Annotated in this window: 13 protein-coding genes and 1 tRNA gene; 2 read left to right on the top strand and 12 right to left on the bottom strand. The window is 55.1% G+C overall.

The genetic code is table 11. The annotated features are described in order from the left end of the window. Positions 1–13: 13 nt before the first annotated feature. Together M2120_RS04120 and M2120_RS04125 are read right to left on the bottom strand one after the other, a co-directional pair. Positions 14–901: a M48 family metalloprotease gene (locus tag M2120_RS04120; protein WP_280797451.1), complete on the bottom strand. Its 888-nt coding sequence runs from the start codon at positions 899–901 to the stop codon at positions 14–16. Between the two features lie 27 nt (positions 902–928). Next, the gene (locus M2120_RS04125) at positions 929–1,498 is read right to left on the bottom strand and encodes a LemA family protein (RefSeq protein WP_280797452.1); all 570 of its coding nucleotides are present in this window, start codon (positions 1,496–1,498) and stop codon (positions 929–931) included. A gap of 96 nt (positions 1,499–1,594) precedes the next feature. Here M2120_RS04125 and M2120_RS04130 point away from each other — a divergent pair, with 96 nt between their 5' ends. Together M2120_RS04130 and M2120_RS04135 are read left to right on the top strand one after the other, a co-directional pair. Further along, on the top strand, positions 1,595–2,875 hold the full coding sequence (locus M2120_RS04130) for an MFS transporter (protein WP_280797453.1): 1,281 nt from the start codon (positions 1,595–1,597) through the stop codon (positions 2,873–2,875). Positions 2,876–2,985: 110 nt separating this feature from the next. Continuing rightward, positions 2,986–4,914 carry an alpha-amylase family protein gene (locus M2120_RS04135; RefSeq protein ID WP_280797454.1) on the top strand — a complete coding sequence of 643 codons (1,929 nt, stop codon included), beginning with the start codon at positions 2,986–2,988 and terminating at the stop codon, positions 4,912–4,914. Here the strand turns inward: M2120_RS04135 and M2120_RS04140 are convergent. The 10 genes from M2120_RS04140 to M2120_RS04185 form a co-directional block, all read right to left on the bottom strand. Continuing rightward, on the bottom strand, positions 4,911–5,336 hold the full coding sequence (locus M2120_RS04140) for a hypothetical protein (RefSeq protein WP_280797455.1): 426 nt from the start codon (positions 5,334–5,336) through the stop codon (positions 4,911–4,913). The two genes, M2120_RS04135 and M2120_RS04140, sit on opposite strands and share 4 nt — an antisense overlap. 74 nt (positions 5,337–5,410) lie before the next feature. Further along, positions 5,411–5,484, bottom strand: a tRNA-Leu gene (locus M2120_RS04145). Positions 5,485–5,551: 67 nt separating this feature from the next. After that, positions 5,552–6,982, bottom strand: coding sequence for an NAD(P)/FAD-dependent oxidoreductase (locus M2120_RS04150; protein WP_280797456.1), 1,431 nt, complete (start codon positions 6,980–6,982; stop codon positions 5,552–5,554). Between the two features lie 31 nt (positions 6,983–7,013). Then, a complete protein-coding gene (locus tag M2120_RS04155; protein WP_280797457.1) occupies positions 7,014–8,279 on the bottom strand; it encodes a S8 family serine peptidase in 1,266 nt (421 codons plus the stop codon). Beyond that, positions 8,255–8,767: a DUF501 domain-containing protein gene (locus M2120_RS04160; RefSeq protein WP_280797458.1), complete on the bottom strand. Its 513-nt coding sequence runs from the start codon at positions 8,765–8,767 to the stop codon at positions 8,255–8,257. The genes M2120_RS04155 and M2120_RS04160 overlap by 25 nt, the downstream gene beginning before the upstream one ends. 9 nt (positions 8,768–8,776) lie before the next feature. Then, the gene (locus M2120_RS04165; protein ID WP_280797459.1) at positions 8,777–9,268 is read right to left on the bottom strand and encodes an FtsB family cell division protein; all 492 of its coding nucleotides are present in this window, start codon (positions 9,266–9,268) and stop codon (positions 8,777–8,779) included. Between the two features lie 18 nt (positions 9,269–9,286). Continuing rightward, complete coding sequence (gene eno, locus M2120_RS04170) at positions 9,287–10,567, bottom strand: phosphopyruvate hydratase (protein WP_280797460.1); 1,281 nt, start codon at positions 10,565–10,567, stop codon at positions 9,287–9,289. A gap of 58 nt (positions 10,568–10,625) precedes the next feature. Further along, positions 10,626–11,933: a histidine--tRNA ligase gene (gene hisS / locus M2120_RS04175; RefSeq protein ID WP_280797461.1), complete on the bottom strand. Its 1,308-nt coding sequence runs from the start codon at positions 11,931–11,933 to the stop codon at positions 10,626–10,628. 4 nt (positions 11,934–11,937) lie between these two features. Beyond that, positions 11,938–12,615, bottom strand: a complete 678-nt coding sequence (locus tag M2120_RS04180) for a MazG family protein (protein ID WP_280797462.1) — start codon at positions 12,613–12,615, stop codon at positions 11,938–11,940. After that, the gene (locus M2120_RS04185; RefSeq protein ID WP_280797463.1) at positions 12,612–13,040 is read right to left on the bottom strand and encodes a DUF7670 domain-containing protein; all 429 of its coding nucleotides are present in this window, start codon (positions 13,038–13,040) and stop codon (positions 12,612–12,614) included. Before M2120_RS04185 ends, M2120_RS04180 begins: the two co-directional genes overlap by 4 nt. Positions 13,041–13,064: the final 24 nt, after the last annotated feature.

Raw genomic sequence — 13,064 nt, forward strand, 5'->3', positions numbered from 1 at the left:
GCAGTGGAGCAGCTTAGAACTTGCCACCCATTTCGTGGAGACGCTCAATACGCTCCGCGATAGGTGGGTGGGTGGAGAGTAGGCGTTCAGCAAGGCCCGGCTTTTCAGGGTCGGCAATCCACATGTGGGCCATGCTGGAACTTTGTTTCTGCAAGGGACGCCCATAGGCAGCCAGCTTCTGCAGTGCACTGGCGAGTGCTTCGGGGTGGCGAGTGGTGAGAGCACCGGTGGCATCAGCGAGATATTCACGCTGGCGGGAAATAGCCAGCTGAACCATGGTTGCCACCAGGGGCGCAATGATCATTGCCAATAGGCCAAAAATCATCACAACCGGGTTGCCACCATTACCGTTGTCGTCGCGGCGGTTGCCGGCAAAGAATGACATCCGCACGAGCATGTCTGCCAGGAAACCGACGGCGACAACCAAGCCAAAGACAATCATTGAGACGCGGATGTCGTAGTTGCGCACATGGCCTAGCTCGTGCGCCATGACACCTTCTAGCTCCGCGTCATCCATGAGGTCTAACAAACCAGAAGTTGCCGCAACGGCTGCGTGCTGGGGGTCCCGTCCGGTAGCAAAAGCATTCGGCGCCTGGTCGTTGATGATGTACACCCTGGGCATGGGGGTGCCGGTCGCGATGCACAAGTTCTCGATAATGCGAAAGAAGCGAGGGTTATCTGACTTCTGAATCTCGATAGCTCCGGCCATCGAGAGAGCTTGCGAGCTCGCGAGGTAGTACTGGAAGAAGGCATAGGCGGCGGCAATAACCACCGTGAAGATGGCGATATTGATATCGCCATACATATAGGCGGCGAACCAGCCCAGACCGCCAATAATCACCAAAAACACCAGCATTATGAAGACGGTGTTGCGCTTATTCGCAGCTATTGCGGAATACATGGAGCAAGAGCTCTTTCTAAACGATGGTTAGAACTGAATGCGGGGAGGCTCAGCAATTGCTGCTGCGTCTGCCACATCGAAGAAGTCGCGCTTGCCGAACTTCAGCTTGTTTGCCCACATGTTGTTGGGGAAGGTGAGGATCTTGGTGTTGAACTCACGCACTCCACCGTTGTAAAAGCGACGAGCTGCCTGAATCTTGTCTTCGGTGTCGACCAGTTCTCCCTGGAGCTGGAGGAAGTTCTCACTAGCGTGTAGCTGAGGGTATGCCTCGGCAACGGCAAAGATGCTCTTCAGTGCAGCCTGCATGTGGCCTTCAGCCTCTGCAGCGGCTGCAGGTGTCGTTGCCGAAAGAGTTTCAGCACGTGCCTTGGTAACTGCTTCAAAGACTCCCTTTTCGTGAGCAGCATATCCCTTGACCGTCTCAATCAGGTTGGGGATCAAATCCGCTCGACGCTTGAGCTGAACGGTGATGTCACTCCACGCTTCATCAACTCGCACATTGAGGGTGACGAGTGAGTTGTAGGTCGACCAGAGGTAGATACCAACAATGACAGCGAGGACGACAACGATGCCGAGCAGGGGAAGCAAGAAATCCATGCCTCAATAGTACGGCGAGAAAGCTGGATGTCTGCCGGGAGAATCATGAAGATTTTTCCCCACAACGCTGTGAAAATATCTCACTAGGCTGGAGTAATGTCTTCTCCGCGAACACGCCTGATTCATCCTGCGTGGATAGTGGCAGCGGTGGGCTTCCTCGCACTTGTGGGGGCGGCAGGATTCCGTTCTGCACCGGGCGTCATGATGATCCCCCTCGAAGAGGAATTCGGCTGGGGAAGCGCAACTATTTCGCTTGCTATTTCCATCAACATTTTGCTTTTTGGACTAACTGCTCCCTTCGCGGCAGCACTGATGAGCCGCTTTGGCCTGCGAAAAGTCACCACAACTGCCCTTCTTCTCATCTCTGCGGGTAGCGCTCTGAGCATCTTCGTGACAACCCCCTTCATGTTGATTCTCACCTGGGGAATCCTGATCGGCTTGGGTTCAGGCTCTATGGCTTTGGTATTTGCTGCCACGATTACGAACACCTGGTTTTATGCCCGTCGTGGCCTCGTCTCGGGTGTGCTTTCTGCTGGAAGCGCCACTGGCCAATTGATATTCCTTCCTGTGATGGCAGGTCTTGTCACTACTTCAGGCTGGCGCGCAGCTTCCCTGGTGATTGCTGGTGCTGCGCTTGCAGTGGTTCCGTTGATTCTGCTCTTCATGAGGAATTCTCCAGCGGACATAGGCGTTCGACGATTTGGAGAAAGCGAGAAGGTGGCAGCTCAAGTAGCCGCAGAGAACGCTGCTGCTGCACCAGCGGGCAATCCCGCCAGATACGCTCTGACAACTCTTCGCGAGGCTGCACGAACAAAAACCTTCTGGGCTTTGGCAATCGGTTTTGCAATCTGTGGTGCAACAACCAATGGCCTCATCGGCGTCCACTTCATTCCATCCGCCCATGACCATGGCATGCCAGAAACTACTGCAGCAGGCTTATTAGCGGCAGTGGGCATATTCGACATTATGGGCACCGTTGCTTCCGGTTGGTTAACTGACCGCGTGAATCCGCGCATACTGTTGGGAATTTACTACTTCGGTCGGGGTATCTCCTTGATGCTTCTGCCCGTATTACTGTCGGCAACCATCCATCCCAGCCTGATCGTCTTCATCGTGATTTATGGTCTGGATTGGGTTGCCACCGTTCCGCCAACCATTGCTATCTGCAACGAAGTCTTTGGTAAGAAGGGGCCGATTGTTTTCGGCTGGGTATTTGCATCCCACCAAGTTGGGGCCTCTATTGCGGCGGTTGTTGCCGGCATCATTCGGGACCAGACTGGTGAATACACGTATGCGTGGTTCGGCGCAGCTACGCTGTGTGCCGTTGCCGCATGGATTAGCTTCCGCATTCGTAAGACGCCCACCGCAGTCTCCTAACTACCCTTAGGTCACAATTCGTGAAAGTGGTTCCGTGGGCTCCTCAGCAGGCATAAACTTTTCTCAACCTGTTATGAGACGGACAGGTTAGAGACAATGGAGTCCCTCCCATGCACGACATTTTCCCCCTTGTCGACGCTGCACGCGTGCAGCTCCAAAGACTCGTAGGTACCAGTACTCGTGGTGCCCAGGATCTACTCGACCGATTCGATCGCTGGGGTGGCGACCTGGTTGAAGCGCTCGCTGAGATATATCCCATCGAAACGGTTCTGCCAGCTCTGATTGAGGTAATGGCCTCAGCTCATGCCCAGCGCGATGAAGCACTACAACAGCGCGACCGCGAGCGCGTACTGGAGCAGGACTGGTTCCAAAGCCCCGACACCATCGGCTATGTTGCCTATGCTGACTTGTTTGCCAAAAACCTCAAGGGAATCACCAAGAGAATCCCCTATCTAGAGAACCTCGGCATTACCTATCTCCACCTGCTTCCTATTCTGAAGCCCCGCCCCGGCGCGAACGATGGTGGTTATGCGGTCATGGATTACCGCGCCCTCCGCGATGACCTCGGCTCTATGAAGGAGCTGCGCTCCACTGCGGACAAGTTGCATGACTCAGGTATTTCGCTCACTTTGGACTTGGTTCTCAATCACGTGGCGCAAGAACACGAGTGGGCGGAAAAAGCCCGCTCGGGTGATGCTGCATATCGAGAGTATTTCTATGTCTATCCCGACCGAACCATCCCTGATGAATATGAGAAGAGCCTGCTTGAAGTCTTCCCAGACTTCGCGCCCGGCAACTTCACGTGGGACGAAGAGCTTAAGGGCTGGGTCTGGACCACCTTCAACTCCTACCAATGGGATGTGAACTGGTCAAACCCTGCCGTGTTCTGCGAATACGCCGACATCATTGCCAACCTGGCCAACCACGGCGTTGACTGCATCCGCCTAGATGCCATTGCATTTATGTGGAAGCGCATGGGAACTATTTGTCAGGGCGAGCCAGAAGTTCACGTCATTACCCAGGCACTGCGCGCGTTCACCAAGATCTTCTCCCCTGCCATGATCTTCAAGGCGGAGGCCATCGTGGGCCCTGCTCAGGTTGGTGCCTACTTCGGTGAAGGTAAACATGCTGGCAAGGTTTCTGATCTGGCGTATCACAACAGTTTGATGGTGCAGATTTGGTCAGCCATCGCGGCCAAAGATGCCACTCTGATGGTTCACACCATGTCCCGGTTCCAGGGTTTACCTTCCACCACCGCGTGGGGTGTCTATCTTCGTTGCCACGACGATATCGGCTGGGCAATCGATGACACCGATGCCCATGAAGTCGGACTCAACGGTCACGACCACCGCATGTTCCTAGCTGAGTACTTTGAGGGCAGCTTCTATGGCTCTCTGGCTACGGGTGAGCCCTTCATGCCAGACCCTGTAAGCGGTGAGCGTCGCACCTCGGGTACGGGCGCCAGCCTGGCGGGTATTGAAAAAGCAATCAAGCTCAAGAATGAGAAGTTTCTGGGCCTAGCCATCGAGCGTTACCTCTGCGCTTACACAATGGTCTTTGGCTTTGGCGGCATCCCCCTGCTCTACATGGGTGATGAAATCGGTTTGCTCAATGACCACAGCTACCTCAAAGACGAGACCAAGGCAGAAGATAACCGCTGGTTACACCGACCCAAGATGAATTGGAAGGTTGCTGACGCCGCAGCTGCTGGCGAGCTCGATGACAAGCCTGCAGGTGTTATCTTCAACCGAATCAAACACGTCATTGAAGTTCGCAAGACGCTGCCCTCCCTTCACGCGGGCGTTGCCACGGTCGTGAAGAAGGGCACTGGTCAAGGCGTGGTGCTGTTTGAACGCACCCACCCTGCTGGGCGTCTCGTGGAGGTTTATAACCTCTCCGAATCAACCCGGTGGCTTGCCGCTAGTGAGCTTGGTGGATTACACGGCACTGTGACTGATCACCTCACTGGTCACAGCTTTGACCTAGGCGAGGGAATGCCGTTAGCGCCTTATGAAATGCGCTGGTTCACGCAAGGCTAGTGAAGTTCCTCAGTAATTTCTGTGGTGTCTTCTGAGATCTCTTGAACATCGCTGCTGATTTCATCAACATCTTTTTCAAGATCTTTCAAGTTCATAAGTAAGTTCTTGATGGCCGCAATTTCTTGTGCATGTGATTCACGTGCCGCCTTTGCTAACTCGAACTCAGCAAGAGAAGCTTCGTGAGTCTCATCAATTTTCTGCTGGAGACCCTTTGATTGAACATCCTGGCCAACCATGATGATGGAGAGAAGCACGAGTTGCAGGAATGTCTGCGCTACCCAGGCAACGATGATGATGGGATCTCCGGTGCTGAGAGCTGCCGGAAGGCTGATGAGGGCAATCCCCGCGAAGATATACGCACACCACATGGTTCCAACTGCGCTGGTAATGCGGGAGGCTAGCTTTTCATTGAACTGTTTCATGCCCATTCCCCCATTCAACCAGAGGAAACACTCTCAAAAGAGAAAAGACGAGATAGAGATAGAGATAGAGATAGTACCCCCAGTGGGACTCGAACCCACACTGGATCGATTTTAAGTCGATTGCCTCTGCCGATTGGGCTATGGGGGCGTACCATGTCAAGGCTAGCAAAGCAAAAGGGAGGCCGAGGACGGCCTCCCTTTCGTTTGGAAGTTTTTTACTTCTTAACTGCAGGCTTCTTAGCAGGAGCCTTCTTCGCAGCTGGCTTCGCAGCAGCCTTGGTTGCAGGCTTCTTAGCTGCTGGCTTCGCAGCTGCCTTAGCTGGTGCTGCAGGAGCTGGACGTGAAGCGAATTCTTCGAATGCAGCACGAGGAGTCTCGCGAGCAGACAGAGAAACAATGTCGCGTCCAAGCCAGAAGTTGTTCCACCATCCGCCAAGAACGCGGAACTTGCGCTCGAAGGAAGGCATTGCCATGCCGTGGTAACCACGGTGTGCAAGCCAGGCGATGTAACCCTTGAGGGCAAGCTTGCCGGACTGGAACACACCCACGTTGAGACCGAGGCCTGCAACAGCACCCAGGTTCTTGTGGAAGTAGTCGGTGGGGCCTTCGCCGCGCAGCACGGCAGCAATGTTGCGTGCCATGAGCTTGCCCTGACGAACAGCGTGCTGTGCGTTAGGAACGCAGTAGCCACCAACGCCACCACCGGAAAGATCTGGACATGCGGTTGCGTCACCAGCACCCCAGGCGCCTTCGATGATTCCGTTGTCGCCTTCAACGCGCAGGTCTGCACGAACGCGCAGACGTCCACGCTCATCAAGCGGGAAGTCGGTTGCACGAAGCATGGGGTTAGCCATCACACCTGCGGTCCAGATGATGAGGTCAGACTCGAAGCTTTCACCGGTGGAGAGCTGGATAACACCGTTCTCTGCAGACTGGAGCTGAGTATCGAGGTGAACCGTGGCACCACGCTCTGCGAGGTTGTTGAGTACCCACTTGCTGGTCTCGAGGGAAACCTCAGGCATGATGCGACCCATGGCCTCAATCAAGTGGAAGTGAGTGTCTTCGAAGGTGAGCTCTGGGTAGTCCTTGATCAGGTCAGAAGCCAGTGAGCGTAGTTCAGCGAATACCTCAATACCTGCGAAGCCACCACCAACAACGGTGACGGTGAGCAGGCGATCACGCTCGGGACCTGCAGGAAGCTGAGCAGCCTTGTCGAAGTTGGAGAGGATGCGGTCGCGGATTGCTACTGCTTCTTCAATGGTCTTCAGGCCGATAGCGTTGTCCGCAATACCTGGGATGGGGAAGGTGCGAGAAACAGCACCCGCGGTGAAGATGACCTGGTCATACTTTTCAGCAAACTGTGCACCAGCGTTAGGAACGATGGTTGCTGTCTTTTTCTTGTGGTCAATGCCGACAACCTTGCCCGAGATGATACGGGTGCGCTTAAGGTGTGAACGGTGTCCGACAACAGCGTGACGAGCTTCGATTGAGCCAGCTGCGATTTCAGGCAGGAATGGCTGGTAGGTCATGTAGGGCAGTGGGTCAACAATTGTGACTTCTGCTTCTCCTCGACGGAGGAGTTTTTCGAGCTTCCACGCGGTATAGAAACCTGCGTAGCCAGCACCGACAATAAGAATCTTGGGCACAGTAATACGTCTCCAGCTAGACAAAGTGGGGTTAGGGCGTCACGTCTGTTTCGTGATGGGAATTGTCACGGGGAACAACAGGGCGAAGTCTTCGAGCAACAACGATGTACCCGATAACTACAATCGTACCGAATCCAGCGAAAAACAGTAACGGAACACCCACGGTGGTGAGCTGATAGAGGGTGGGAAGACCCGGAATATTCCCGCTATCGAAAGGCAAAGGTGCCGGAGTTGCGGTTGACGTGTCCCAGTCTTCAGGCGAGGCAGTGGAGCTTCCACGGCGATAGAGCTTGATCCAGTCAGCAAGTGAACCCAGAGGGTTCTTCTTAACCAGTGGCACATCTGCGGTCACTGCTGCATAGGCATCGATCTTGCCGTAACCATAAATAGGGCTGGGCACAGTGTCCACCGGTGTTGCTGTGGCAATGATGCGGTTGATGACATTGTTGGCATCGAGTTCGGGATGAGCTGCACGTACGAGTGCCACAAGCCCTGCCACGATCGGGGTTGCCCCGCTGGATCCGGACCATTTCATATACGCACCGCCGGGTGCAACACCTACCAGTGCCTCACTTGGAGCAGAGACGCCTATCGTGATGCCTTGACTGGAAGCGTCGTAACTGGCCTCCCCATTGACATCGAGTCCGGCCACGGTCAGCACACCAGGAATTGTTGCCGGTGCTCCTACCTCAGTGGTTCCCGCACCGCGATTACCTGCCGCTGCAACGATGACCACGTCATGCTCGAACGCATACATAAAGGCGTCATCCCAGCTCTTGGGCCATTCCAAAGAGTTCCGGGTTAGCGACATGTTGATGACCTTGGCACCTTGGTCAACTGACCACTTGATGGCATTAGCTATTTGTTCATCAGAAGAAATTGCAGTGTTTTCACCAAATGCCACAGAAGCCGAAAGAAGCTGTGCTGCAGGAGCAGTTCCCAAAATTCCGTTGTTGCCGCCCGTGCCACGACCGGCAAGCACAGAGGCTACGAGTGTGCCGTGATCTGGCGACTCCCCCACAGGTGTTCGCCCATCGGGAGAACCAACACCAGAGAAGTCAGCGCCACCGACCACAGCAGCATTGATATCGGGGGCATAGCCAATACCGGAGTCAATCACGGAGACCAGCACGCCATCACCTTGAGTGATGTCCCACGCTTGATAAAAGTTGTAATCCCCGAGCCAATATTCAAAGTCACGGATATAGTCAGCGCGTGCGGGAGTAGCCGAGAGCACCGCCAGTGCGCTGACGGCAAGAACTGACAGAGCTGCTACTGCGCGTCGTAGTCGATGCATTGACACACCTCTGGTGACCAGCTTGAGCGCTCCAACGCCAGATCACCAATGGGGTTCACGCCAGGACCAGCAGCAAGTGCATGACCGGCGAGGGCGTGCAGGCACTTCACTCGAACGGGCATGCCGCCTGCAGAGATTCCATCGAGCTCGGGAACCACAGCAATGGATTCGCGGTCAGCAATGAACTGCTGGTGCGCTATGAGGTATTGCTTTTGCATTTCTTCGTCAGCGTTCAAGATCTCGGTGAACTCTGCCATCACCTGAGTTGCTTCCAAGTCAGACATGGCAACTGTTGCAGCGGGGTGGGTGAGGTAGTAGAACGTGGGAAAGGGCGTTCCATCTGAGAGCCTGGGCGCGGTTGCCACCACGGTCGGAGCACCGCACACACAGCGCGCAGGAATACCGATTACATCCCGCGCGGGACGACCCAGCTGCGCCGAGACAATGCGGATGTCTTCGTCGCTGGCAGGTTCAAATGGTGGGCGCATGGATGAGTCCTACTGTGTGGGCTGAACTTGTTCCGGGGTGGGAGTACCCAACCCAGCAACAAGGAAAGATTTGAGCAGACCAGAAACCCAGTCCGTGGAGGTGTCTTGCAAAGAAGCAGTTGCTTTCTCACGCTTGAGATCATCAATGTTTGCGTCATTGATAACCAGGTAGCTGATTTCACCAGGCATGACGTAATAGAGGCGATCGCGTGCCTGCGCACGAACATAGGCAGGGTCATCCCAGCGAGCGCGTTGCTTTTCAAGATCAGAAATCTGTGACTTCTTCAGATCTGCCTCTGCTTGCAGATCGGCAATGACCTGACGTTGTTCTACCAAGATCTTCAGCTGAGGCGCCAGCACGAGCACACCCAACAGGGTCAAACTCATGATCAAGATAGAAAAGCCCGACAAGCGAATGCTGCCGAGCCAGACGCCCGCCTTCGTGGTTCCGGTGACAAGAGCCACCGGAACCTTACGAACGCGAACGTTTTTGTTAGCCATAGAGGGCTGGTGCTTTCCTTAGGCCGAGAAGCGTGGGAATGCGCTGCTACCTGCGTAGACAGCTGCATCTCCCAGTTCTTCTTCGATACGCAGAAGCTGGTTGTACTTAGCAACTCGGTCGCTACGTGCAGGAGCACCGGTCTTGATCTGACCGCAGTCGGTTGCAACTGCGAGGTCAGCAATGGTGGTGTCCTCGGTTTCACCGGAACGGTGAGAGAGGATTGCCTTCATGCCGTGGCGCTGAGCAAGTGATACAGCATCGAGAGTCTCGGTGAGAGTACCAATCTGGTTTACCTTGACCAGAATCGAGTTACCGGCCTTGAGGTCGATACCCTTCTGCAGGCGAACGGGGTTGGTTACGTAGAGGTCGTCACCCACGAGCTGAAGCTTGTTGCCAAGCTCAGCAGTGATGTGGGTCCAGCCGCTCCAGTCATCCTCATCCAGTGGGTCCTCGATGGATACCAGTGGGAAGTCGCGAACGAGCTCTGCGTAGTAAGCGGTCATTTCTTCAGAAGAGCGCTTCTGACCTTCGAAGTGGTAGGCGCCATCCTTGAAGAACTCAGAGGAAGCAACATCGAGTGCAAGAGCAATGTCCTTGCCTGGCTTGAAGCCAGCCTGCTCAATAGCGCCCACGATGAACTCGAGTGCACCACGGTTGTTGGGCAGGTCTGGAGCGAAACCACCCTCGTCACCCAAGCCAGTAGCCATACCGTTCTTCTTCAACAGCGACTTGAGCGAGTGGTAGATCTCAACACCCCAGCGCAGTGCTTCTGAGAAGCTCTCCGCACCGTGTGGAACTGCCATGAACTCCTGGATGTCCACACCGGTGTCAGCGTGAGCACCACCGTTGATGATGTTCATCAGGGGAACAGGAAGAGTGTGAGCGTTGGGGCCACCAACGTAACGGAAGAGTGGAAGGTCTGCAGAGTCAGCAGCTGCCTTCGCAACGGCAAGAGAAACACCCAGAATGGCGTTAGCGCCGAGGCGCTTCTTGTTCTCGGTGCCATCGAGTTCAATCATGGCGGAGTCAATCAGACGCTGGTCTGCAGCGTCGAAGCCTTCGAGTGCAGGACCGATTTCGTCGAGAACTGCATCTACGGCCTTGAGTACACCCTTACCGAGGTAACGGTTCTTGTCTTCGTCACGAAGTTCATACGCCTCGAAAGCACCGGTGGAGGCACCGGATGGGACTGCAGCGCGAGCGAGCACGCCATCTTCGAGCAGAACCTCTACCTCAACGGTGGGGTTACCGCGAGAGTCGAGAATTTCGCGTGCGCCAATGGCGTCAATGAGGGCCACAGTGTCTCCTTGTGATGTGTTAGGTGGTGTGTAAAAAGTGAGGGAATTACTAGTAATTCTAGGCGAGGTCCTTGAAGACCAAGTCTTTGGCACTCGTAGTCTCAGCAGAAACAAAGGCAAAGGAGCCAAATCCTGCTTCTCGGGCACGATCAAGCACCGGGGTGAGATTCTTTACTCGCTTTTCCAAACGAACACGCTTGCCCGCAGCAATCAGTTCTGCCTTGATGCCAATCAGGGTGCTCATGCTGAGGTCGGCGCTGTCTAAGACAGCATCGTGCACCAGCACGACACTGTCGGAAACAGCGGCGGAATCGACCTCAATGAGGTCAACGATGCGCTCAAACCCGATGGAGAATCCTGCTGCAGGAACCTCCTGCCCCAGGAAGCGACCAATCATGCCGTCATAGCGACCGCCACCGCCGACAGAGGAACCAGACTCAGGGTGGGCAATCTCAAAGATGGTGCCGGTGTAATAGCCCATGCCGCGCACCAAAGTGGGGTCAAAGCGCACCTCAACGCCTGCAGGCAGTTCGGTGAGTGAGTGAGCCAGTGTCTCCAGCGCTGCCACAGCATCAGGGTCAATACCTTCAGGCAGCACAGAAAGAATGTCTTCGGTGGTCAAGGGCACTCCGCCTGAGGCGAGGTGTGGCTCGATGCGGCCGAGCAGTCCACCCAGGACTGCTGCTGCATCGGGTCCAGTCTCAGAGAGCTCCTTCACGACGCCCTCGGCACCGATCTTGTCGAGCTTGTCGATCGAGATCAGTGCCTGGCCAAAACGTTCTGAAGCAAAGCCGCAGTAATCAAGAATGCCCGCCAAGATGCGGCGGTCATTGATGCGGATGGTGCATCCGTTCAAACCCAGGGTGGAAAGAACTGCAGAGGTGGCGGTGATGAGTTCCACTTCAGCGAGCTGACCTGCTTCACCAATAATGTCGATGTCGCACTGCACAAACTGGCGGTAGCGACCCTTCTGGGGTCGCTCAGCACGCCAGACCGGCGCGATCTGGATTGCACGGAAGACACTGGGAAGTTCAGCACGGTGGCTGGCGTAGAAACGCGCTAACGGAACCGTGAGGTCAAAACGCAAGCCCAGATCTGCTAGGTCGTGAGCATCACCCGACTGGGCAGCAGCTTCGAGTGCTTCCTTGTCGAGGCCGCGCTTAAGAACGCTGAAGGCAAGCTTTTCGTTATCTCCGCCAAGCCCGGAGTGCAGACGCTCAAAGTCTTCAACTACTGGGGTTTCGATTTCTTCAAAACCGTGGCTGGTGTAGACATCGCGAATGACGCGCAGCGCGCGTTCACGCTTGGCCTTATCTGCAGGCAGGAAATCCCGCATTCCACGGGGAGGAGAAACATCACGAGCCATGTATCTATTCTGCCTCTCGAATGTCTTCCTGAAGTTCACGTAGCCTCAGACGCAGGGCTTTCTCAGCATCAATACCCTGTTCACGAGCTGAAGAAACAATGCTCAACAAAATCGAGCCGACCTCGTCTTCGTCTTCCCAGATGGGTGGGTCAGGCAGGTGTTGCTTCTCCAGGCCCACTTTTTCTGCTTTGCCCAGCAGTTTCTCGGCGAGTGCGAGGGCAGGCATGGACTGCGGAACTCCATCCAGGGTGGAGGTGCGTCCAGGTTTTTCTTGCTTTTTTAGGTCATCCCATACCGCCATCACATCTTCAGCGGTGTCGAGCTTGTTCTCGCCAAAGACATGAGGGTGACGCCCCACCATCTTGGCGGTCATGTGAGCGGCAACATCTTGAATATCGAATTCTTCGCCAGGAGTATTCGACGCCAAGTCAGCGTGGAAGATGACTTGATAGAGCACGTCACCGAGTTCTTCAATCATGGCGTCACGATCACCAGACTCGATTGCATCGATGAGCTCGTAGGTTTCTTCCACCAAATACTTGATCAGCGACTCGTGGGTTTGCTCCGCATCCCAGGGGCACCCACCCGGTGCTCGAAGCACAGCCATGACCTCGATGAGTTCATCGAGTTTGGATTGCTCGTTGTTTACTTCACTGATTTCTAGGCTGTTTTCTTCACTCATGAGTTCTTCTCCAGAAACCTTTCACGCATACCCCAGCGATAAGCAGTGGCATAAGCAATGGCGACGATAAGCCCAGGCGCTACCACGATGGGAATATATGCCACCTCTGTCCCGACAGAAAATGCTTGGAGCAAGGCAAAGAGAGCAAAGCCAAGGCCTGCTAGACCAGGACGGTTCCAACCAGCAAACGTGAAGATAGCCAGGGCAAGCGCGGGCAAGAAGTGGGTCCAAATCGACCACTGAAAAAAGAAGTCTGGGTTCGTAGCACCGCCGAGAACTAGCTGTTGCCTCGCCTGGGACTCATCCCACCAAGCAGTGAAGAACAGAGCGGTTACCGCAAGGGCGAGGACACGTGAGGTCCAGATAGCCACGACATATCGTGTGCGGGTGACTCCTCGAAGTGAGGAGAAGATGGGGCTGGTCATCAGTTTCCCTCCAGATGTACAGCC

Origin of the sequence: Aurantimicrobium minutum (genome assembly GCF_029893825.1) — a bacterium.
GTDB lineage: Bacteria > Actinomycetota > Actinomycetes > Actinomycetales > Microbacteriaceae > Aurantimicrobium > Aurantimicrobium minutum_C.